Raw genomic sequence first — 20,900 nt, 5'->3', positions numbered from 1 at the left:
AACGACCCTTTCCTGACATTCAGGTGAACGCTCAGCCCCCGGCGACCGACGGAATGATCTGGACTTCCTTCGCCTCCGCGAGCGAGGTCTTCGCACCGTCGAGACGGCGGCACTCCTCACCGTCCACATAGAAGTTCACGTACCGCCGCAGCGCACCCGTTTCATCCCGCAAACGCCGTTCCAGCGCGGGGAAACCGGCGCCGAGCGAGTCCAGGACCGCGTCGAGCGTCGGGGCGTCGACGTCGAGCGTTCCCGCCCCGCCCGCGAGCGGCCGCAGCATCGCGGGCAGCAGGACCCGGACCATCTAGACCACCTGGGCCCGGACGCACAGCACGTCCGGCAGATGCGCGGCCACCTGATGCCAGGTGTCGCCCCCGCCGGGGCCGGCCCACACCTCACCGGATCGAGTGCCGAAGTAGATGCCGTCCCGCGCGTCGGCGCACATGGCGTCCCTGAGCACACCGGCGTAGAAACCCTTGTCCGGCAAGCCGTTTCCGAGCGCCGTCCAGGTCTCGCCCGCGTCCTCGCTGCGGTAGACGCGGCAGCGGCCCTCCGGCGGGAACCGGAGCACGTCGGCCACCAACGGGAAGTTGTAGACGGTGTCCGGCTCGGTCGGATGGACGACCATGGCGAACCCGAAGTCGTTCGGCAGCCCGCCGGCGATCGACTTCCAGGTCTTCGCGTCGTCGTCGCTGCGGTAGACGCCGCCGTGGTTCTGCAGGAAGAACCGTTCGGGCCGGGCCGGATGCATCGCGACCTTGTGCACGCACTGCCCGAATTCGGGTTCCTCGTCGGGGAGGAATCCCGCGCTGATGCCGCGATTCGACGCCGTCCAGCTCTTGCCGCCGTCCTCGGTCCGGTAGACGCCGCCCGTCGACATGGCGACGGTGATCCGCTGGGAGTCGGTGGGATGCGGCAGGATCGTGTGGATCATCTGGCCGCCGCCACCGGGAGTCCAGTGTGGACGGTGCTCGTGATCCCACAGCCCGCGTACGAGTTCGAAGGTCTCGCCGCCGTCCTCGGACCGGAACAGCGCGGACGGCTCGACACCGGCGTAGACGACGTCACCGGCGAGCACGAGCTGCCAGATGCCTTCGAGCGCGGTCTCCGTGTCGGCGGGGAAGGCGACCGGGGCGTGATCGGGCTCGGACCAGGTCTCGCCGAAGTCCTCCGACGTCGCGATGGTCGGTCCGAAGTGTTCGTTGACCGCGGCCGCGTAGACCTTGCCGGGGGTCAGCGCGACCGCGCGCACGGCCTCCATCGGGAACTTCGGCTCGGAGAGTTCCCAGTTCTCGCGATCCTCGCTGCGGGCGAGGAACAAACCCTTCCTGGTACCGATCCCCAGCTGGAACTCCACGACGCCGTCCTCCTCGCTCCGGTTATGTGACCCAGGTCACCGTACTACCCGGAGCGCGGAAATGGAGGCGTCGCGCCGGCTGCTGTCCAAGGGGTCGTGGCCTTCGCCTTCTCGGGAGAACGAGGGTCACAGACGAGCAGCCGGCGCGACGGGCTTTCGGGGCGGTCAGGTGCCGCTGATCAGGCGCAGGGCGAGATCGGGGCTGAACTGACCGGCTTCGACGTTCGGCGCGATCCCGCATTTGCCGTCGGAGTCGCCGGGCACCTTGACCCAGAGCAGCATCTCGGCGCCGCCGCCGGTCTGCGAGGTCGCCCCGAGCTTGCGCCCGGCCGGGTTGCACCACTCGGAGCCCAGCGGGCCGTTGCCGTTGCGGCTGGTGTCGATCACGAACGGCTTGGTGTAGCCGTACTTGCTCGACAGCGCGGCGCTGACGGCTTTGCCGTAGTTCGCCGAGTCGGTGGTGGTCTTGTAGTTCGACACGTTGATCGCGAGACCGCGGATCGACTTCACCCCGACGGCGTTGAGCCGGTCGGCCATGGTCGCGGCCGGGATCCAGGTCGAGTTGCCGCCGTCCATGTAGGCCCAGGTGTTCGGAGCCTTCGCGGCGAACTGCTCCGCGGCGTACTTGAGCAGGTCGAGGCGGGTCTGGCGCTCACCGGTGGGCAGGCAGTCGACCTGCGCGAGCGCGTCCGGCTCGATGACGACGACCGCGGGCTTGCCGCCGATACCGTCGGCGAAGTTCGAGATCCAGGAGCGGTAGGCCTCCGGGCTGCCCGCGCCGCCACCGGAGTGACCGCCGCAGTCGCGGCCGGGGATGTTGTACGCGACCAGGATCGGCAGCTTGTCCGCGACGTCGGCGGCGTAGGTGTAGCCGTCGACGGCCTTCTTGATGTCACCGCTCCAGTTGCCGAACCAGCGTGCGCCCGCCTTCGTGGAGATGGCGGCCTTGATCTTGTCGGCGGTGCTGCCCGGGTGGTCCCTGACCCAGACCGCGGGGTTGGAGTTCGGGTCCACGTAGAAGCCGTTGGTCTTCTCGAGCGGGTTGCCGTCGGCGGCCATGGCCGGCGTGGCGGCCATGGCCAGCAGCGAGGCGGCCAACAGACCGAGCGTCTTGATGCGCATGTGCCCCAGCTTCGGGCCCTCCCGTACAAGATTCGTACAACCCGCGCGTTTCGTCCTCCGGACGCATCCAGAGGACGAAACGCGGCGTGGGTCAGGCCGAGTAACCCTTCGGCGGGATCAGGGTGGCGAGCTGGTTGAAGGTGAGCCAGTAGATCTGGTTGCCGCCGAAGTTGGCGGGGTCGGCGATCTTCACCGTCATGTTGTCGCTGTTGTAGCCGATGATCGTGAAGTAGTGGTAGATCGTGTAGTTCGGGTAGCCCGGCGGGTGGTTGTCCGCCGGGGCGACGATGTTCGCGACGATCGCGTAGCCCTTGTCGATGTCCAGCACGATGTCGCGCCACAGCAGGTCGCGCTGCGCCTGCGTCGGCGGGTCGTTCGGCATCTCCTTGGTCTCGTACCAGCCACCGGCGACGTGGTTGTTGAGGACGCGGGTGACCTGCCCGATCCAGTCGGTGCCGTTGGTGGTGGTCGGCAGTTCGTTCGCGAGCTGCTGCTGGCTCGGCGGGTTGCCGTTCTTGGCCGAAATGGCGATCCGGGTGGCGGCCGGGCCGCACCAGTACCCGGTCTCCTGGATCTGGTACTGGATGTTGAGCTCCGCGGCCGCCCTGACCCCTTCGACCTTGGCGGGCGGCGCCATCGACTCCACATCGACGACTGTTTCACCTTGAGCGACGGCCACCGCCGGAGCGGTGATCAACGCGGACGCCGCGAGCGCGGCGACGACCACGATCCTGAGTCGACGCATGGTAATCCTTCCCCAGTTTCACTTTTGAATGGTGAATAGTGAACATAATCTCCGGTCGCGCGGCTTTTGTCTGCGGCTCACCTGCGCTTTCCCCGGTCGGCCCACGACGAAAGTAGGATCGGATGAACGCTGGGAGGGGCATCGGGCAAGAGCGATCGTGCAGGTGATGAAAGACGATCACGAGCAGGCCGGATCGCGTGGACCGGACAGGCCGGATCTCGGCGGCCCCGATCCCGCACCCGTCTTCGGCATGCTCTTCGACGCCCACGCGGCACCGCTGCAGCGCTATCTCGCGCGCCGCGTCGGCACGGAGACCGCGCACGACCTCGTCGCCGAAACCTTCCTCGTGGCGCTCCGGCGGCGCGAGACGTACCGCCCGGAGGCCGGGACGGCGCGGGCGTGGCTCTACGGCATCGCGACGAACCTGCTGCGTCATCATGTCCGCACCGAGATGCGGGCCCTCAACGCGACGGCCCGGCTCGCGGCCGCCGACCGGGCGGTCTCGGCCGGACACGACGGCCGGGTCGCCGAGCGGGTCGACGCCCAGTCCCGCGCGGCCCAGTTGGCGGGTGCCCTGGCCGAGCTGAGCGTCGCGGACCGCGACACCCTGTTGCTGGTGTCGTGGGCGGGCCTGGATCCCGGCGAGGTCGCCGAGGCGCTGGGGATTCCCGCCGGGACGGTGAGATCACGGCTTCACCGGATCAGGAGATGGCTGCGCGCCAACGCCCCGGAGTCCACAAAGGACGGATCGAGCGAAAAGGAGGAGGGCGGAAGTGCACGGCGATAGCGTCAGGAAGGTGTGGTCCGAGGCCGAACTCGACGAGGCGCTGGCCTGCCTCCACGCCGAACCGGTAACCCGGCGGGACGAACTGTCCCGTGCCAGGGCGGCGCTCCTGCGCGCCGCCGGCGAGGTCGAGGACGAACTGCTCCCGACGCTCACGCCCCCGGCGAGGAGACGGCCCGGCGCGTGGCGATGGATCGCCGCGGCGGCCGCCGCCGCACTGGTGTCCGGCGGGGGGATCGTGGCGACGAACGCCTTCACCGGCGGCGACGGCCCGGCACCGGCGGACCATTCGGTCGTCGGGCCGAACGAAGCCGCGCTCGAATCCCTCCACGGTGACGACTTCCCGCTCCGCGACGATCAGTACCGGCTCGTCACGGAATCCACCTGGACCACACGCGTCACCAAGTCCGGGCTGGTCTACCAGACCCACGAGATCCTCGAACGCTGGCTGCCGGCGCCGGGCTGGAAGCCGTTCAAGAGCAGGTTCACCGGCACCGGCGAGATCCGCTGGATCAAGGGCGACTACCAGACGGCGAAGAGAAACGGGGAAGCACTGCCGGGCCCGTCGTCCTCGGTCAGCGTGAACGACGGGCCGCCGCCGCAGCCGACCGCCACCACGACGTCGTCGCCGCCGCCACCTCCGGTCCTCCCGCCCCAGGACCGGCTGCCTTCGGAGAGCGGCTGGACACACCCCGCCACGGACTTCCTCAAGGAACTGCCCATCGACCCCGGGAAGATGGCCGACCGGCTCCGCCACGACGGCATTTGGCCGGACGGCCGCCCCGCGGAACTGCCGAACTCGGCACCCGAGATGTTCGAGATGGCCTTCAACGTGCTCCGCTCGTCCCAGGGCTTCGGCGCACAGCGGGTGGCCCTGTGCAAAGCGCTCGCGAGAATGCCCGGCATCACCCTGGAGACCGTGACGACTCCTGACGGGCGACCCGCGCTGTCGTACTCGGTCACGATGCCCGACCGGACACGCACGTTCATCGTCGACCGGGCGACGGCGGCCGTCGTCGGGAGCCGCGCCGTCCGGTCGAACGACATACGGGAGGGCTGGCCGGGGCTGACCCTGTTCGACACGACGATCTCGGTGGTGATCACCGACGACGACGGCCCCTAACGAGCGTGTTTCGCGGCGTTGAGCGCGCTCGCGACGTCACCGACCTCCAATACCCGGATGCCCGGCGGGATCTTGCCGGAATCCGGCGGGACCAGCGCGTACGTGAAACCGAGCCGGGCGGCCTCCGCGAGCCGCCGCCCGACGCTCGGCACCCGCCGGACCTCACCCGAGAGCCCGACCTCGCCCATCGCGACGAGTTTGGGCGAGAGCGGGGTGTCCCGCGCCGACGACATCAGCGCCAGCACCACCGCGAGATCGATGCCGGGCTCGGTGATCTTCATGCCGCCGACCGTCGCGACGTAGACGTCCTTGTCGCCGACCTTGATACCCGCCCGCTTCTCCACCACGGCCAGCACCATCGCGACACGGGCCGAATCGAGGCCGCTCACCGCGCGCCGCGGCTGCGGTGACTGGGTCGCCGACACCAGGGCCTGCACCTCGCCCAGCAGCGGCCGCTTGCCCTCCATGGTCACCGTGACCGCGGTGCCCGCGACCGGCTCCGCGGTGTGGCTCAGGAACAGCCCCGACGGGTCGGGCACGCCGACGATGCCCTCCTCGACCAGTTCGAAGCAGCCGATCTCGTCGGCGGCGCCGAAACGGTTCTTGATGCCGCGAAGCATCCGCAGCGTCGAATGCTTGTCGCCCTCGAACTGCAGGACGACGTCGACCAGATGCTCCAGCACGCGCGGCCCGGCGACCGAACCGTCCTTCGTGACGTGGCCGACCAGCACGATCGGCAACCCGCGTTCCTTGGCCAGCGCGACCAGCCCGGAGGTGACCGCGCGGACCTGGGTGACCCCGCCCGGCGCGCCCTCCACCTGCGGGGAGGCCATGGTCTGGACCGAGTCGACGATCAGCACGCCCGGCTTCACCGCGTCGACGTGGCCGAGGATCGCGGAAAGATCGCTCTCGGCCGCGAGGAACATCTCGTCGTGGACGTTGCCGGTGCGCTCGGCACGCAGGCGCACCTGCCCCGCCGACTCCTCGCCCGTGACGTACAGCGCGCGGCCCGCGGTGGCCGCCCACTGGTAGGCGACCTCCAGCAGGAGGGTCGACTTGCCGACACCGGGCTCCCCGGCGAGCAGGATGACCGCGCCCGGCACGAATCCGCCGCCGAGCACCCGGTCCAGCTCGGAGACCCCGGTCGGCTTCGCGCGCGCCGTCTCGACGTCGACCTCGCCGATCGGACGCGCGGGGGCACTGGGCGCGCCGGCCGCGACCCTGGCTATCGCGGGGCGGGCGTCGCCGCGTTCTTCGAGCGTTCCCCACGCCTGACATTCGGGGCAGCGCCCGACCCACTTCGGCGCCTCGTACCCGCACTCACCGCAGCGGTAGGTGCTGCCTTTCTTGACCACTCCGCGAGGCTAGCGGCCACCACCGACAAACCCGGGGAGCGACAAGTACATGAAGGCCCCCTTCATTGCGTCTAGCGCTGTGAAGGGGGCCTTCATGTACTTGCGAGAGATCTAGTGCCCGCCGCCCTCGGCTTCCTTCTCCGGCGCGGGCGCCCGGCTGCCCGGGTGCGACGGCGCCGCGACCGGCAGGTCCACGGTGATGGAGCCGGAGTTCTTGAAGACGAAGGTGACCTTGATGGTCTGGCCCGCCCACACCGGCTGCTTCAGCCCCTGCAGGACGATGGTGGCCTTGCCCACCTGGTCCGGCGCGTTGGTCTGCTCGGGGCCAGCGGACGGCGTGACCGTCCCGGCGGAGCTCGACGGGGCACCGGAGGACGAGGGCGCCCCCGACGAGGACGGCGCGCCCGAGGACGACGGCGGCGCGGAGGACGGGGCGCTCGTCGGCGCGACCTCCTTGGTCGACTCGACCGCGTCGGACGGGCCGATCACGAGCGCGTGGCTCGCGGCGACGACCTTGGAGCCGGTGATCTTGGCGTCACCGGTGGCGGCTTCGGAGGAGACCGAGACGAGCTCGTCGTCCAGCTTGCCCTGGTTCACGATGGTCAGCGTCAGCGGCGCGGCGGCACCGGCCGGGTACGCCTGCCCCTCGGTCGGGAACTGGAGCGCGGCGTTCCGCAGCACCAGGTCCTTCGCCTGTGCGTACGTCCCGTTGACCGCGGGCTGCTGCGAGTCGGTCTGGGTGATCTGACCAGCACCGCAGCCGGCGAGCACGAGCGCGGCGCCGAGCGCCAGCACACCTGCGCCGAACACGCGACGATTCTGCAGCCTCACGTCGGAGTCCTTCCATCTCACGGCCTCTTCACCGCGAAGACTAGCCGGGCGCCTTCGCGGACCGAGAACCCGGTGCGTGTTGGCACCCCACCAATGCGGTGACGTGCCCAAGATCAACCGTCCACAAAGGATTTGGAAATCGTTCGCTTCTCACCAGCGTGAGCATGGGCGAATTGGGTTTGTCAACCCCCGGGCGGACCACCGTCAGGCCGCTGACCTGCGACGACGATCGCGGGCCACTAGGTGGGCCTCGTCGGCACGTGCTAAGATGAATTCAGCGAAAGGGGCAGAGGACACATGGTTTTCAAGGTCGGAGAGACCGTCGTCTACCCGCACCACGGTGCCGCACTCATCGAAGCCATCGAGACCCGCGTGATCAAGGGCGAGGAGAAGAAGTACCTCGTCCTCAAAGTCGCGCAAGGGGATCTTACGGTTCGCGTGCCCGCGGACAACGCCGAGATCGTCGGCGTTCGCGATGTCGTCGGGCAAGAAGGACTGGACAAGGTTTTCGACGTTCTGCGTGCTCCCCACACCGAAGAGCCCACCAACTGGTCTCGTCGGTACAAGGCCAACCTCGAGAAGCTCGCCTCCGGCGATGTGAACAAGGTGGCCGAAGTGGTGCGCGACCTCTGGCGGCGAGAGAAGGACCGCGGACTTTCAGCCGGCGAGAAGCGCATGCTGGCGAAGGCGCGGCAAATTCTGGTCAGCGAGCTGGCGCTCGCGGAGGGCACCGACGAGGACAAGGCTGAAGTCCTCCTCGACGAAGTTCTGGAAACCGCGGCAGTCTGAACCGGCGGGTGTCCCACGCCAGGTGAGGCTGCGGGGGATACCTCTACGATCGCGCACATATGAGCACCGTCCATATGAGCACAATCGTGTTCGTCACTGTCGTTCGACACCATGCCTCCGACGCGGAGCTCGCTCTCGCGCCGGTCAATGGTGAAGCGCTACTCACGCACACTGTGCGGGGGCTGCTCGCTCTGCCGGATCTCGATCTGGTGGTCGTAGCGGCCCCCGAGCGGTGTGCTGATTTGTTTTCGGCCGCTTTGAGCGGCTTCGAGGAGCGTTGCCGGATAGTACCCGGCTCGTCGCTCAAGCATGCTTTCGACACCATCGAAAAAGAGATCACCGGGAATCCGGTTTTCCTCGTGCACGACGCTCTGCGCGCCTTCACTCCCCTCGACACGGTCCGTGCCGTCACGGACGCCGTCCGTGCCGGATCTCCCTTCGTGGTCCCGGTACTGCCGATGGCGGACACCGTGAAGGTGACTGATGCGGCGAAAGTGATTACAGGGACCGAAGACCGCGCATACCTGCGTACGGCGCAAACCCCGCTCGGCTTCACCCGTGAGACTTTTCTCTCGTATGCCGCCAAGCCGTCTCTCGACGGCGCGTACAACGTCGCCGGGCACCCGGATGCGATGCGCGTCACCAATTCGTTCGAACTGAAGCTGGCCGAGGCGATCGCCCGGGCCGGGGAAGAGGAAACCCTGTGAGGATCGGGAACGGCGTCGACGTCCACCCCGTCGAGGCGGGCCGCGAATGCTGGATCGCCGGGCTCCTCTGGCCCGGCGTCGACGGTTGCGCGGGCCATTCCGACGGCGACGTCGCCGCGCACGCGCTGTGCGACGCGCTGCTCTCCGCGGCCGGGCTCGGCGATCTCGGCGCGGTGTTCGGCACCGGGGATCCGCGCTGGGCGGGCAAACACGGCGTCGAATTCCTCGCGGAGGCGCGGCGTCTGGTCGAGGCGGACGGCTGGACCGTCGGTAACGCGACCGTCCAGATCGTGGGCAACGCGCCACGCGTCGGGAAGCGCCGCGAAGAGGCACAGAAGGTGTTGAGCGAGGCCGTCGGCGGGCCGGTGAGCGTCTCCGGGACGACGACCGACGGGCTCGGCCTCACCGGACGCGGCGAGGGCATCGCGGCGTTCGCCACGGCACTGCTGCTGCCCTCGCAGGAATAGCCGCGGCCGGGAGCCGGTTCGGGCTGTCATGGCAGTCACACTTCCCGAACCGGTCCGAGCACTGGTGGACGGCAAGAACTTCGCGACCGTGGCCACGCTGGACGCCGACGGCGGCCCGCAGACCTCGATCGTCTGGGTGGGCCTCGACGACGGCGATCTGGTCTTCAGCGCCACCGAAGACCGGCTGAAGGTGCGAAACCTGCGCCGTGATCCGCGCGCGAGCGTCTCGATCACCGACGCGGAGAACCCGTACCGGCACACGCAGCTGCGCGGCACGGTGACGATCACCCCGGATCCCGGGAAGACGTTGCCGAAGACGCTCAGCCACAAGTACCTCGGCCAGGACCCGCCGCCGGAGGGCGACGAGGTCGAGCGGGTGATCGTCCGCCTGCGCGTCGAACGGATCGCCGGGAACGTGCGGTGATTAGGCTCTCGGGCATGGGTGTGACCTTCAACGACGCGACCAAGAAACTCCTCGACGGCAACAACTTCCCGATCCTCGCGACCATCAACGCCGACGGCTCCGCGCAGACGTCCGTGCTGTGGGCGAAGCGGGACGGCGACAGGGTGGTCTTCGCGACCGTCCGCGGCCGTCTCAAGGAGCGGAACATGGCCAGGGACCCGCGGGTGTCCGTCTCGGTCTTCGACCAGGAGAACCCGTACGACTACGTCGAGATCCGCGGGACCGTGGAGATGACCGACGAGGGCGGGCGCGAGCTGATCAACGAGCTGTCGCACAAGTACCTCGGCAAGGACTACCCGGAGGAGCCGGCGGACGTCGTCCGCGTGCTGGTCCGGATCACGCCGACCAAGATCACCGGCAACGCGGCCTGATGTGTCATGAAAGGGTCGTTCAGGACGAAAAACGTCAGGAACGACCCTTTCATGACACACCCGAGGGCGGCAGGAACCCCACGATCGTGGCTAATGTGGACCTCGTGACCTTTCGCGCTGTGTTGTTCGACTTCTCCGGCACGGTCTTCCGGCTCGAACAGGACGAGACCTGGCTCGCCGACCTCACCGACCACGAGGGCGAGAGCCTGGACCTCGAAGCCCAGACCGAACTGATGCGCCGGATGACCGCGCCGGTCGGCCAGGTCGTCGATCTCGACGAGGAGCACCTGTACGCCTGGAACCACCGCGACCGCGACCCGGTGCTGCACCGGAAGGTGTACCTCGAGGTCCTCAAGCAGTCCGGGGTGCCGCACGCCGACCAGGCCGTCGCGCTCTACACCCGGCTGATCGATCCCACCCAGTGGACGCCGTACCCGGACACCGAGGCCGTCCTCAAGGGCGTCTCGGGCAAGGGCGTGAAGCTCGGGGTGCTGAGCAACATCGCCTTCGACATCCGGCCCGCGTTCGGCCGCCGGGGCTGGGACGCCTACGTCGACGAGTTCATCCTGTCGTTCGAGGTCGGGGCGGTGAAGCCGGAGCCGGAGATCTTCCGCGCGGCCGTCGAGCGGCTCGGCGTCGAACCGGCGGAAACGCTCATGATCGGCGACAGCGAGGAAGCGGACGGCGCCGCGCGCGACATCGGCTGCGCGTTCGCGCTGGTAGAGCCGCTGCCGACGACGGAACGGCCGGACGCCCTGCTCAGCGCCCTGCGCACCCATAACGTGCTGTAATACGGTCACTGCGACACCGCTCACGCCGACCCCGTACCCTTTTAGGGTGGCACTACACCTCTATGACACGGCGACCCGGAGCGTGCGGGAATTCCATCCCGCCCGTAGCGGAACGGCGTCCATGTACGTGTGTGGTGCCACCGTGCAGGGCATCCCGCATATCGGCCACGTCCGCGGCGCGCTGAACTACGACGTTCTCCGTCGCTGGCTCGTCCACAGTGGACTCGACGTGCTGATGGTCCGCAACGTCACCGACATCGACGACAAGATCCTCACCAAGGCCGCCGCGGCGGATCGTCCCTGGTGGGAGTGGGCGGCCACGCACGAGCGCGCCTTCGAGTCGGCGTACGAGGCGCTGGGCTGCTTGCCCCCTTCGATCGCCCCTCGGGCGACCGGGCACGTCACGCAGATGGTCGAGCTGATGCAGCGGCTGATCGACGGCGGGCACGCCTACGCCTCGGGCGGGGACGTGTACTTCTCGGTCAAGGCGTTCGACGGCTACGGCGAACTCTCCGGCCAGAAGCTCGACGAGGTCCAGCAGGGCGAGAGCCTCGGCGAGGGCAAGCGCGACCCGCGCGACTTCACGCTGTGGAAGAGCGCGAAGCCGGGCGAGCCGTCGTGGCCGACGCCGTGGGGCTCCGGCCGCCCCGGCTGGCACCTCGAATGCTCGGCGATGGCGACCGCGTACCTCGGCGCCGAGTTCGACATCCACGGTGGCGGCGTCGACCTGGTGTTCCCGCACCACGAGAACGAGCGCGCCCAGTCGAACGCCGCGGGTGACCCGTTCGCGCGATTCTGGCTGCACAACGCCTGGGTGACCATGTCCGGCGAGAAGATGTCGAAGTCGCTGGGCAACACGGTCTCGATCCCGGAGATGCTCAAGAACTACCGGGCGCCCGAACTGCGGTACTACCTGGTCCAGCCGCACTACCGGTCGACGATCGAATACTCCGACGGAGCGCTCACCGAGGCCGCGCAGGGCTACCGGCGGATCGAGCAGTTCCTCCGCCGGACCGCGAGCAGCGCCGGCGCCGTGCACCTCGGCGAGATCCAGGCCGGATTCGCCGCCGCCCTCGACGACGACCTGGCCACCCCGCAGGCGTTCGCCGTGCTGCACAACACGGTCCGGGACGGTAACGCGGCCCTCGACGCGGCCGACAATTCCAAGGCACTCGAAATCGCCGCCTCCGTGCGCGCGATGACCGACGTGCTCGGCCTCGACCCGCTCTCCGCGCGCTGGTCCGAGGCGGGCGGCAATGAGACGCCCACCCGGCAGGCACTGTCCGATCTCGTGGAAGGGCTGCTGACCGAACGGCAGCAGGCCCGCGCCGACAAGGACTTCGCCCGTGCGGACGCCGCGCGTGACCGCCTCCAGCAGGCGGGCATCGTGGTGGAGGACACTCCCAACGGTCCACAGTGGACCGTCAAGGACGTCTGACTCTTACTCGGTTTCTAGCTCAAGGATTCTCACTGATGGCAGGCAACTCCCGGCGCCAGGGCGCTATTCGCAAGCCCGGCACGAAGAAGGGTCAGGTCGTCGGCTCCGGCGGCCAGCGCCGGAAGGGCCTCGAAGGCAAGGGCCCGACCCCCAAGGCCGAGGACCGGCCCGGTCACAAGGCGTACCGGATGGCCAACGCGCGTGACCGCAAGGATCAGGCTCGGCAGAAGAAGGCCGACAAGCCGGAACTGATCGCCGGCCGCAACCCGGTGGTCGAGGCGCTGCGCGCCGACGTGCCCGCGACCGCGCTGTACGTGGCGATCAACATCGACATCGACGACCGCGTCAACGAGGCCGTCCGGCTCGCCGGTGACAAGGGCATCTCGATCCTGGAGATCCCGCGCGACGAACTGGACCGCAAGACCAACCGGGCCATGCACCAGGGTCTCGGCCTGCAGGTCCCGCCGTTCGTCTACGCCGACCCGCGCGACCTGATGGCCGTCGCGAAGGACTCCGGGCAGACCCCGTTGTTCGTCGCGCTCGACGGCGTCACCGACCCGCGCAACCTCGGCGCCGTGATCCGCTCGGCCGCCGCGTTCGGCGCGCAGGGTGTCCTCCTGCCGGAGCGGCGCAGCGCGGGCATGACCGCGGTCGCGTGGCGGACCTCCGCCGGCACCGCGGCCAAGCTGCCGATCGCCGTCGCCACCAACCTGACCCGTCAGCTGAAGGCGTGGAAGGACGAGGGCCTGATGGTCGTCGGCCTCGACGCGGACGGCTCGGTCGACATCGACGAACTGGACCTCGCGGCGGACCCGCTGGTCATCGTGCTCGGCTCCGAGGGCCGCGGCCTGTCCCGGCTGGTGCGCGAGACCTGCGACGCGACCGTGTCGATCCCGATGGCGGCGGGCGTCGAATCGCTCAACGCGTCGGTCGCGGCCGGTGTGCTGCTGGCCGAGGTGGCGCGCCGCCGACGGCTCGCGGGACGTGTCTGACCCCGCACTTCGTCACACGGTGCGGGAACCTCAGGCTAAGGTCACCAGCGGATAACGCGTAAACCGCCTGGGGGACCCCGCACCGATGTCGTTCATTTCACCGCTGTTCCTGTGGTACTTCATGCCGGCGGTCCTGCTCGCCGTGCTGGTGTGCCCGCGCGGCTGGCGGAACGGCATCGTCGCGGTCGGCAGCCTGATCTTCTACGCCACCGGCGCCGGGCCGTACACGCTCGTGCTGCTCGGCTGCATGGTGGTCAACTTCCTCGCCGGGCCCGCGCTGGAGCCGAACGCGTGGGACCTGCAGAACAAACGACGCAAACGGCTGCTGCTCGGCGTCATCGGCCTCAACGTCGGCATGCTGCTGATCTGGAAGTACGCGGGATTCGCGACCCAGCAGATCGCGGCCGTGACGCACTGGTTCGGCGGCGGTTTCCCGGTGGCCGACCTGGTCATCCCGATCGGCATCTCGTTCTACACGTTCCACCACATCTCGTACGTGGTGGACATCTACCGCGGTGAACGCCGCGCGCTGCGCGACCCGGTGTCGTTCGCCGCGTACATCGCGATGTTCCCGCAGCTGGTGGCCGGGCCGATCGTGCGGTACCGCGAGATCGCCGACCAGCTGCCGCAGCGGCGGTCGCACCGCCTCGACGACATCGCCGCCGGTTTCCCGCGGTTCGCGCTGGGGCTGTGCAAGAAGACGATCATCGCGGACTCGCTCAGCCCGATGGTGGACGCCTGCTTCAACACGCCACCGGACCAGATGACCTTCGCGATCGCCTGGCTCGGCGCGATCGGGTACACGCTGCAGCTGTTCTTCGACTTCTCCGGGTACTCCGACATGGCGATCGGCCTCGGCCGCATGCTCGGCTTCCGGCTGCCGGAGAACTTCGCGAGACCGTACTCGTCGGTGACCATCACCGAATTCTGGCGACGCTGGCACATGTCGCTGTCCCGCTGGTTCCGCGACTACGTCTACATCCCGCTGGGCGGCAACCGCACCGGCGCCGGGCACACGTACCGGAACCTGTGCATCGTGTTCGTGCTGACCGGGTTCTGGCACGGCGCGCAGTGGACGTTCCTGATCTGGGGCATCTACCACGGCGCGCTGCTGATCGTGGAACGCGCCTTCGGCTACGACGTCACCCCGAAGTCGCAGGCCGCCCGCATCGGCCGCCGCGCGCTGACGCTCGTGCTCGTCGTCTTCGGCTGGGTCTTCTTCCGCGCCAAGGACCTGCCGCACGCGCTCGGCATGATCGGGCACATGGTGCTGCCGGACTTCACCGGCCTCACCGACGTCGTCGAGAGCGCGGTGACCAACCAGCGGCTGGTCATCCTGCTGTGCGCGCTGGCGATCGTGTTCCTGCCCGCGCATCCGGTGACCGGGCCGCTGCTGGAATCCTCGCGGAGCCGCCCGGCCACGGCCCTGCGGATCGGCGTGATGACCGTCGGGCTGGTGTACGCGGCCATCCTGATCGCGACCGGGACATTCAGCCCGTTCCTCTACTACCAGTTCTGAGGGAGCCTGAGAATGACCGACCTGGCGGCCCAGCCCGGAGTGATCCCGTACGTGGACAACCACGACGGCCCACGCCGTCTGCTCACGGTCGAGATGCGCCCGTTCCCCTCCAGTTCCGTGCCGTACGCCCCTATCGTCAGCATCGACGGCAGGCAGTTCGTGGTCTCCTGGGGTGCGGTCACGTTCGAGATCCCCGCCGACCGCAACGTGCACGTCAGCGCGCATCTGCACACCAACTACGGGTCACAGGCCGCCGCGACGCCCTTCGCCTCGATCGTCCTGGCCCCCCATCCGGAACCGGTCCGGCTGACCGCCCAGTTCACCGGTTCCGGTGGTTCGATGTACCCGGTCGGCTAGTTTGGGCGGATGACCGGCTGGAAGCGGGATCGCATCGGTTCGGCGCTGCGCGGCGAGAATCCGACCGTGCTGCGGCGCCTGGACGCGGGCTTCGCGGTGATCGGCGATACGCAGTTCCTCCCGGGCTACTGTGTCCTGCTGACCGATTCCCCCGCCGTCGGCAGGCTGAGCGATCTACCGCGGCCGCGGCGGCTGGAGTTCCTGGCGGATATGGAGTTGCTCGGCGAGGCGGTCGAAAACGTCTGCGCGCGAAGGGATCCGGGCTTCCGCCGGGTGAATCTGGAGATCCTCGGCAACACGGATCCGTTCCTGCACGCGCATGTCTGGCCGTGATACGACTGGGAGCCGGCCGACGTGGTCGGACGGCCGGTGTGGCTGTATCCGATGGAGAACTGGGCCGCGTCGCTCGGGCCTCAGCACGAACCGCTGCGCTCCGGACTGACCGACGAGATCGACAGGCTGCGGGCCGCGTCGAGCACCAGCTGAGCGAACTCCTCGCCGCGCACCATCGGCAGGTAGTGGCCAGCCTTCGGGACGTTGATCAGCCTGCCGTCGGCGCAAGCTTCGAGAAAGCGGCGTTCATGGCGTCTGAAGTGGTCGCGTGAGCCGTTGACGAGCCAGGTGGGCCCCGGATAGGCCGCCAGGGCCGCGAGCACGTCGAAGTCCGCGAAGGCCTTGGCGACGTCCGGGATGACCTCGGTCGCGATGCCACCGCCGATCACCGCTTCGGCGAGTTTCGGCGGAAGAGCGCTTCGGAACTGCCATCGGCTCAGCCGTTCGCCTTGGTCCGGCAGCCGCATGAGCAAGCGGTGCGCCATGCGGAACGGCGTCTCCAATGCCTTGCCCGGCAGGAAGGTCGAGCCCGCGACGACGAGACCCGCCACGCGCTCCGGATACCGCGCGGCCGCGGCGATGGCGACGTAACCCCCGAGCGAATGCCCGACGACCAGCGCGGGTTCGCCGATCGCTTCGGCGACCGCGTCCGCCGCCGTGGCCAGGGTGAACCGCTCTCCCCGGCGGGCGCCGTGACCGGGGAGATCGACGGCCTTCGCGGGATGGCCGAGAGGTTCGAGTTGCCCGGACCAGGCGGCACCGCTGAGCCGGATGCCGTGGACGAAGACGACGGGGACCATGGACTACCTCCTGAATGCAACGCACCGTTGCGTTGCAAAGTACGCGTGCTCGCCGCGCAACGCAACGGTGCGTTGTATTCTCGGGCGGTGACCACTCGGAACGGCCCGCGCAAGGCGGAGGCGATCTTCGCCGCCACCCTCGAACTGCTGGCGGAGCACGGCTACGACAAGCTCGCCATCGAGGCCGTCGCAACCCGGTCCGGCGTCAACAAGACGACGCTGTACCGCTGGTGGCCGTCGAAGGACGCGCTGCTGGCCGCCGCGCTGCGCGATTCGGGCCTGTTCGCCGTCGACATCCCGGATACCGGCGGCCTGCGCGGCGATCTTCTCGCCGTGGCAACGCAAATCCACCGGTTGCTGACCTCGGAGCGCACCGCGCCGGTCGTCACGGCGGCACTGACCGCGGGCCCCCGACGCCCGGAACTCGGTGACGTGGCAAGGAGTTTCTTCGCCGACCGCATGGCACGCGAACAGCCGATCTTCGAACGCGCCACCGCGCGAGGCGAACTGCGCGCCGGAGCCGATCCGGTGCTGGTGATGGATCTGCTGGCGGGGGCGATCTGGTTCCGATTGCTGCTGCGCGGCGGCGAAGCCGATCCGAAATTCCTCGAAGAAGTCGTCGACACAGTACTGGGTGGTGCCGCGTGAAAATCACGTTGAAGATCGAATCCGAACGGCTGGAAGATTATCTCGCCGCCGACGCGATCGTCGATCACGATCATCCACTGATCCGCGAAACGGCTGACCGTCTGTCACCGGCCGGCGGCACCGAGGTCGACGTGATTCGTTCGATGTTTCACTTCGTGCGCGACGACATCGCCCATACGGTTGACGCCGCCGATTCCCGCGTCACCCTTATGGCGTCCGAGGTTCTGCGCGAGCGGGTCGGGCTCTGCTACGCGAAGGCCCACCTGCTGGCCGCTTTGCTTCGCAGCCAAGGCATTCCGGCCGGGTTCTGTTATCAGCGGATCGGCGTCCTGCACGGGCTCAACGCCGTCCACCTCAGTGGTCCGGACCGGTGGATCCGGCTGGACCCGAGAGGCAACAAGAACGGCGCGGACGCGCACTTTCCTTTCATAGGAGCGAGTCAGCCGGAAGAGGAGCGGCTCGCCTGGACGCTGGATCCATCGAAGGGCGAGATCGACTTCCCCACGGTGTACACCTCACCGTCTTCGGCCGTCGTCGAAACCTTGTCGTCGGCGAAACCCGGCCCCGAGTGGTACGAAGGAATCCTTCCGCACGCTCCGTGAGTGGTTTTTCCGCGATCCGGCGAAACCTCCGATGCGAAACCGGCATCGCCGAGCGTCACATTCGTTGCTGGTCCCTTTCCCCCGATTTTCTTATTTCGACATTGTCACGATGCGCGTAGAGTAACTCCCCGCACTCGAACAGATACGCACTGCGTTCGTCCGTTCGGGTGCTGATCAAGGAGGTGACCCTCGTGCCCGCGGAAGCCGACCGGCTCCGCCGTACCCCGTTGCAAGAGATCTTCTGGACCAGGACGAGTCTGCTGCTCACCGTACTGGTCGTCGTCGCGGGCCTCAGCCTGTGGATCTCCAGCATGATGGATCCCGGCGCCGGCAAGACACTGCTCACTTCACTGGGCACCGGCACCCTGATCTCCGCGGTGGTCGGCTTCGGCCAGACCCTGATCACCGCCACCGCGTCACAGCGCGCGATGGTGACCCCGGTGATCGAGGAAAGCCGACGAGCGCTGGAAGCGCTCAGCGCCGAATACCGTTCGCTCAACAAGGAATTCTTCCCCACCCACGTCTTCGAGGCGACCACCGATCCGGATCCGTTGTTCAACCGGGTCATGACCGAAGACCTCGACGTGACCAGGCACTACTTCTTCCGCGGGTTCTCCGGCAGGCATGCCGCAGCCCGTTTGCTGTTGTCCCGCACCGAAAGGGAACTCCGCGTGGTCATCGCCGACCCACGCGACGAGGGCGCGATCGGTGGCCGGGCGCGCTATCTCCTGCGCAGCGAAGAAGCGGGCGTGGACTACGAGACGATCCGGTCGCGGCTCAACGACGAGATCAGCATCGGCCTGGTCGGGCTGTTCCTGGCGCGCAGCCGGTGTTCGCTGGTGGACATCACCGTCGTCGCCGACCCGCCGTTGGACCGGCTCGAAGTGTTCGACGAAAGCGTTTGGGTGACCTTGTACAGCGATATCCGCGGCGCGACCACGTTGTACCCGCGGACACTGCGATTCAGCGAAGGTTCCTTCCTGTACAACAAGGAACGCTCCGAGTTCCTGCGCGTGTCCCAATCCCGGTCCGGACGGCACTTCCGCATCTCCACCACGACGACCAGGGCGGATTTCCTCGCCCTGTACGAAAAGATCACCGGCTCTCCCCTGTCCGAAGAGAACTTCCTCGAACTGGAAGGGAAATTCCATTCCTTCCGGAAGGAGTTCACCACACTCGCCGAGTTGAACCCCTGACCTCTCGGCGTCGCAGAGCACTAGATTTGAGGAGCTGAAGTTGCTCACTCGCTTGTCCCCCCTCACCCAGCTCTCCGCGCTGCTCCGAACCGCGGACCTGCCGCTGGCGCAGCACTGGCGGATCGCCGACGGGATCTTCCGCGACTGGACATCGAGACCAGAGTTGCGCGACGACCTCCGAAGGCATCTGGAATCGCTGAGCCCGGACGAGGCGAGCGCGGTACTCGAGCGCTCCAGGGAGACCACCACCCATTTCGCCTGGTGCCTGCTCGATTGCCCGGCCGATCCCTTTTCGATCTGGCTGCACGAGTACAAGGCGCCGGAGGACTGGCGTGAGGGGTACGCCGATTCAGTCCACAATCACAGATATCACTTCTGCACCACGATCCTCCGTGGCACCTACGTCCACGAGCGCTATTCGACCTTGCGCGACCAGCTTTCCGGATTGATCACATCGGTTCGGTTACGACGTAGCACGCTGTGTCAGACCGGGTCGGTAGGCGTCATGTACGCGGACGAGTTCCATCGGATTCCCGAGGCCACCGAAGGGACTATGACGTTTTTGGTGAAATCACGCCCCGTGAGCGAGTTCAGTCTTTCCTTTGACCCGAAGACCGGGACAGGACATCGTCACGTTCCGGTTGAGGTCCGATTGGGGGATCTCGCCGGACGCATCTAACTACACACCGCCGTCGCAGACGCATACCATTACTCCACCCGTCTCCTGAACGGGATCGGAGAGGTGTATGCGCGCGCGAAAGAGCACGATTCCTTCCCATACCATTGAGGCCGTCGAGCAGCACGTCCGGCGACTGTGCTGGCGTTATGCCGACAAACTGCAGTTCCACGGCTGGCACCACGTGAGTTTCGTCCGGGCCAAGGCCGCGGGGTTCGCCGACCACAACGGCGCGGATCGCACCGTCGTCGAGGTGGCGGCGCTGGTGCACGATGTGAACTACATCGTGCTCCGCAACTCCCCCGCGGCCGCCGGACGCGATCTCAGGATGGACATCCTGCGGGAGTGCGGGGTCGAGGAGGACGTGGGCCGGTGGGTCGACGACATCATCGACGAGGCCGAAATGGCCACCAGAGGCCGCCACATCTCGCTCGAGGCTCAAGCGTTGAGCGACGCCGACACACTGTTCAAGGCGCTGCCGGTGACGCCGGTCGTCCTCGCCCACCGCTATCTGCGGGAGAACGGGCTGAGCCTGCGCGAACTGGCGCACAAGATCGTCGGCGAACAACGCGACGTCCACGACAGCGGCTATTACTTCTACAACCCCAAAGCGGCGGAGAACTACTCCCGCTGGGCGTTGGCGAATCTCCAGTTGTGGCAGTGCATCAAGGAAGCCGTCGACGATCCGACGGTCGTCGAGCTCCTCGACGCGGTGCACGCCGTCGACGCCACGGACTTCGAGGCCGAGCCCGCGGCGTCCTAAAGCGTCACTGAACGTGCCGGCACCTCCGCCAGTACGCGAAGGTGACCGCTGCCAGCAACGGGCCCCACAGTAGAAGCGGCGCGTAGGTGAGCTCGAAGAAGGCGAGTTGCCAGCCGTGCATCGCATTCGCGGGGTAGTCGGCCGGGAGCGGGTCGCCTTGGATGGTGAGCCCGGAAATCCCGGTGACGAAGGCCGTGGTCCACAGAACTGTCAGGATCGTGGCGCCGACGGCGGCGGGCAGGATCGCGGCGAGGGGCCGCACTCGGCGTCCGCCCAGCAGCGGGATCCAGCGCGGGACGACCTCGCCCCAGGCGGCGATCAGCCCGATGGCGGTGAAGGCCAGCAGTTCGGAGACGACGGACAGGCCGACGATGTACACCGGCCCCGGCAACCACGACGGGAGCTGGCCCGAGCCATGCGTGGCGTCGTCGCCGATATGGAAGACGACGGTCATGATCCGCCACAGGCCGGAGGGCAGCACGACGAAGGGGATGGCGTAGGCGGCGATCCGGGCCCACCGAGGTACTCCCGGCACCGGGGCGTGCGCGTTGTGCCAGGCGGCGCGCAGCCGCCCGGGTGCCGTGGGTTCGTGGACGGTCATGTGTGCTCCTCGGACCATCGGATGCCGATCAGTCGATCGGTTCCCACGATCACAGCCGCCACTGCCCGCC

The 20,900-nt window shown here is 68.0% G+C and carries 26 protein-coding genes; 18 read left to right on the top strand and 8 right to left on the bottom strand.

Annotated features, from left to right (window positions below; genetic code table 11):
- Positions 1-31: 31 nt before the first annotated feature.
- From AVR91_RS29560 to AVR91_RS29545, 4 genes are all read right to left on the bottom strand, one after another.
- Positions 32-304, bottom strand: a complete 273-nt coding sequence (locus AVR91_RS29560) for a MoaD/ThiS family protein (protein WP_063274666.1) — start codon at positions 302-304, stop codon at positions 32-34.
- Entirely contained in the window at positions 305-1,357 is a 1,053-nt protein-coding gene (locus AVR91_RS29555) for a sialidase family protein (RefSeq protein ID WP_063274667.1), read from the bottom strand.
- Positions 1,358-1,522: 165 nt separating this feature from the next.
- Positions 1,523-2,479, bottom strand: coding sequence for a glycoside hydrolase family 6 protein (locus AVR91_RS29550; RefSeq protein WP_063274668.1), 957 nt, complete (start codon positions 2,477-2,479; stop codon positions 1,523-1,525).
- A 91-nt stretch (positions 2,480-2,570) separates the two neighbouring features.
- A complete protein-coding gene (locus AVR91_RS29545; protein ID WP_063274669.1) occupies positions 2,571-3,224 on the bottom strand; it encodes a C39 family peptidase in 654 nt (217 codons plus the stop codon).
- Positions 3,225-3,381: 157 nt separating this feature from the next.
- On the opposite strand from AVR91_RS29545, the gene AVR91_RS29540 reads away from it, so the two are divergent.
- Both AVR91_RS29540 and AVR91_RS29535 read left to right on the top strand, forming a co-directional pair.
- Positions 3,382-4,011 carry an RNA polymerase sigma factor gene (locus tag AVR91_RS29540; RefSeq protein WP_083737780.1) on the top strand — a complete coding sequence of 210 codons (630 nt, stop codon included), beginning with the start codon at positions 3,382-3,384 and terminating at the stop codon, positions 4,009-4,011.
- The gene (locus AVR91_RS29535; protein ID WP_063274670.1) at positions 3,998-5,131 is read left to right on the top strand and encodes a CU044_5270 family protein; all 1,134 of its coding nucleotides are present in this window, start codon (positions 3,998-4,000) and stop codon (positions 5,129-5,131) included. Before AVR91_RS29540 ends, AVR91_RS29535 begins: the two co-directional genes overlap by 14 nt.
- Here AVR91_RS29535 and radA read toward each other — a convergent pair.
- Positions 5,128-6,486, bottom strand: a complete 1,359-nt coding sequence (gene radA, locus AVR91_RS29530) for a DNA repair protein RadA (RefSeq protein ID WP_016337697.1) — start codon at positions 6,484-6,486, stop codon at positions 5,128-5,130. The genes AVR91_RS29535 and radA overlap by 4 nt on opposite strands.
- A gap of 111 nt (positions 6,487-6,597) precedes the next feature.
- On the bottom strand, positions 6,598-7,317 hold the full coding sequence (locus tag AVR91_RS29525; protein WP_063274696.1) for a copper chaperone PCu(A)C: 720 nt from the start codon (positions 7,315-7,317) through the stop codon (positions 6,598-6,600).
- A 297-nt stretch (positions 7,318-7,614) separates the two neighbouring features.
- On the opposite strand from AVR91_RS29525, the gene AVR91_RS29520 reads away from it, so the two are divergent.
- The 11 genes from AVR91_RS29520 to AVR91_RS43565 all read left to right on the top strand — a co-directional run bounded on the left by AVR91_RS29520 (position 7,615) and on the right by AVR91_RS43565 (position 15,544).
- A complete protein-coding gene (locus AVR91_RS29520) occupies positions 7,615-8,106 on the top strand; it encodes a CarD family transcriptional regulator (RefSeq protein WP_005165253.1) in 492 nt (163 codons plus the stop codon).
- A 59-nt stretch (positions 8,107-8,165) separates the two neighbouring features.
- The gene (locus AVR91_RS29515; RefSeq protein WP_394329974.1) at positions 8,166-8,813 is read left to right on the top strand and encodes an IspD/TarI family cytidylyltransferase; all 648 of its coding nucleotides are present in this window, start codon (positions 8,166-8,168) and stop codon (positions 8,811-8,813) included.
- Positions 8,810-9,280 carry a 2-C-methyl-D-erythritol 2,4-cyclodiphosphate synthase gene (gene ispF / locus AVR91_RS29510; RefSeq protein ID WP_007028591.1) on the top strand — a complete coding sequence of 157 codons (471 nt, stop codon included), beginning with the start codon at positions 8,810-8,812 and terminating at the stop codon, positions 9,278-9,280. The genes AVR91_RS29515 and ispF overlap by 4 nt, the downstream gene beginning before the upstream one ends.
- A 28-nt stretch (positions 9,281-9,308) precedes the next feature.
- Positions 9,309-9,704 (top strand): PPOX class F420-dependent oxidoreductase, encoded by a 396-nt coding sequence (locus AVR91_RS29505; RefSeq protein ID WP_016337700.1) that lies wholly within the window; start codon positions 9,309-9,311, stop codon positions 9,702-9,704.
- Between the two features lie 14 nt (positions 9,705-9,718).
- A complete protein-coding gene (locus tag AVR91_RS29500) occupies positions 9,719-10,114 on the top strand; it encodes a PPOX class F420-dependent oxidoreductase (protein WP_063274671.1) in 396 nt (131 codons plus the stop codon).
- A 104-nt stretch (positions 10,115-10,218) separates the two neighbouring features.
- Complete coding sequence (locus AVR91_RS29495; protein ID WP_063274698.1) at positions 10,219-10,905, top strand: HAD family hydrolase; 687 nt, start codon at positions 10,219-10,221, stop codon at positions 10,903-10,905.
- A gap of 46 nt (positions 10,906-10,951) precedes the next feature.
- Positions 10,952-12,343, top strand: coding sequence for a cysteine--tRNA ligase (cysS, locus tag AVR91_RS29490; protein WP_063274672.1), 1,392 nt, complete (start codon positions 10,952-10,954; stop codon positions 12,341-12,343).
- Positions 12,344-12,378: 35 nt separating this feature from the next.
- Positions 12,379-13,335 (top strand): 23S rRNA (guanosine(2251)-2'-O)-methyltransferase RlmB, encoded by a 957-nt coding sequence (gene rlmB / locus AVR91_RS29485; protein WP_063274673.1) that lies wholly within the window; start codon positions 12,379-12,381, stop codon positions 13,333-13,335.
- An 85-nt stretch (positions 13,336-13,420) separates the two neighbouring features.
- Positions 13,421-14,854: an MBOAT family O-acyltransferase gene (locus AVR91_RS29480; protein ID WP_016337705.1), complete on the top strand. Its 1,434-nt coding sequence runs from the start codon at positions 13,421-13,423 to the stop codon at positions 14,852-14,854.
- A gap of 12 nt (positions 14,855-14,866) precedes the next feature.
- Positions 14,867-15,211, top strand: coding sequence for a hypothetical protein (locus AVR91_RS29475; protein ID WP_063274674.1), 345 nt, complete (start codon positions 14,867-14,869; stop codon positions 15,209-15,211).
- 9 nt (positions 15,212-15,220) lie between these two features.
- Complete coding sequence (locus AVR91_RS43565) at positions 15,221-15,544, top strand: hypothetical protein (RefSeq protein WP_211282785.1); 324 nt, start codon at positions 15,221-15,223, stop codon at positions 15,542-15,544.
- Between the two features lie 80 nt (positions 15,545-15,624).
- Here the strand turns inward: AVR91_RS43565 and AVR91_RS29465 are convergent, their stop codons facing one another.
- Positions 15,625-16,344 carry an alpha/beta fold hydrolase gene (locus AVR91_RS29465; RefSeq protein WP_063274675.1) on the bottom strand — a complete coding sequence of 240 codons (720 nt, stop codon included), beginning with the start codon at positions 16,342-16,344 and terminating at the stop codon, positions 15,625-15,627.
- A gap of 87 nt (positions 16,345-16,431) precedes the next feature.
- On the opposite strand from AVR91_RS29465, the gene AVR91_RS29460 reads away from it, so the two are divergent.
- From AVR91_RS29460 to AVR91_RS29440, 5 genes are all read left to right on the top strand, one after another.
- Positions 16,432-16,992, top strand: a complete 561-nt coding sequence (locus AVR91_RS29460; RefSeq protein WP_063274699.1) for a TetR/AcrR family transcriptional regulator — start codon at positions 16,432-16,434, stop codon at positions 16,990-16,992.
- Positions 16,989-17,594, top strand: a complete 606-nt coding sequence (locus AVR91_RS29455) for a transglutaminase-like domain-containing protein (protein WP_063274676.1) — start codon at positions 16,989-16,991, stop codon at positions 17,592-17,594. Before AVR91_RS29460 ends, AVR91_RS29455 begins: the two co-directional genes overlap by 4 nt.
- A gap of 149 nt (positions 17,595-17,743) precedes the next feature.
- On the top strand, positions 17,744-18,790 hold the full coding sequence (locus AVR91_RS29450; protein WP_228688429.1) for a hypothetical protein: 1,047 nt from the start codon (positions 17,744-17,746) through the stop codon (positions 18,788-18,790).
- A 40-nt stretch (positions 18,791-18,830) separates the two neighbouring features.
- Positions 18,831-19,469 carry a hypothetical protein gene (locus AVR91_RS29445; protein ID WP_063274677.1) on the top strand — a complete coding sequence of 213 codons (639 nt, stop codon included), beginning with the start codon at positions 18,831-18,833 and terminating at the stop codon, positions 19,467-19,469.
- Positions 19,470-19,536: 67 nt separating this feature from the next.
- Positions 19,537-20,229: an HD domain-containing protein gene (locus tag AVR91_RS29440; RefSeq protein ID WP_063274678.1), complete on the top strand. Its 693-nt coding sequence runs from the start codon at positions 19,537-19,539 to the stop codon at positions 20,227-20,229.
- Positions 20,230-20,233: 4 nt separating this feature from the next.
- Here the strand turns inward: AVR91_RS29440 and AVR91_RS29435 are convergent, their stop codons facing one another.
- Positions 20,234-20,830 carry a hypothetical protein gene (locus AVR91_RS29435; RefSeq protein ID WP_063274679.1) on the bottom strand — a complete coding sequence of 199 codons (597 nt, stop codon included), beginning with the start codon at positions 20,828-20,830 and terminating at the stop codon, positions 20,234-20,236.
- Positions 20,831-20,900: the final 70 nt, after the last annotated feature.

This window comes from Amycolatopsis keratiniphila subsp. keratiniphila (assembly GCF_001620365.2).
GTDB classification, from domain to species: domain Bacteria; phylum Actinomycetota; class Actinomycetes; order Mycobacteriales; family Pseudonocardiaceae; genus Amycolatopsis; species Amycolatopsis keratiniphila.
The sequence above is the reverse complement of the archived record's forward strand: the minus strand, read 5'-3'. Positions and strand labels throughout refer to the sequence as shown.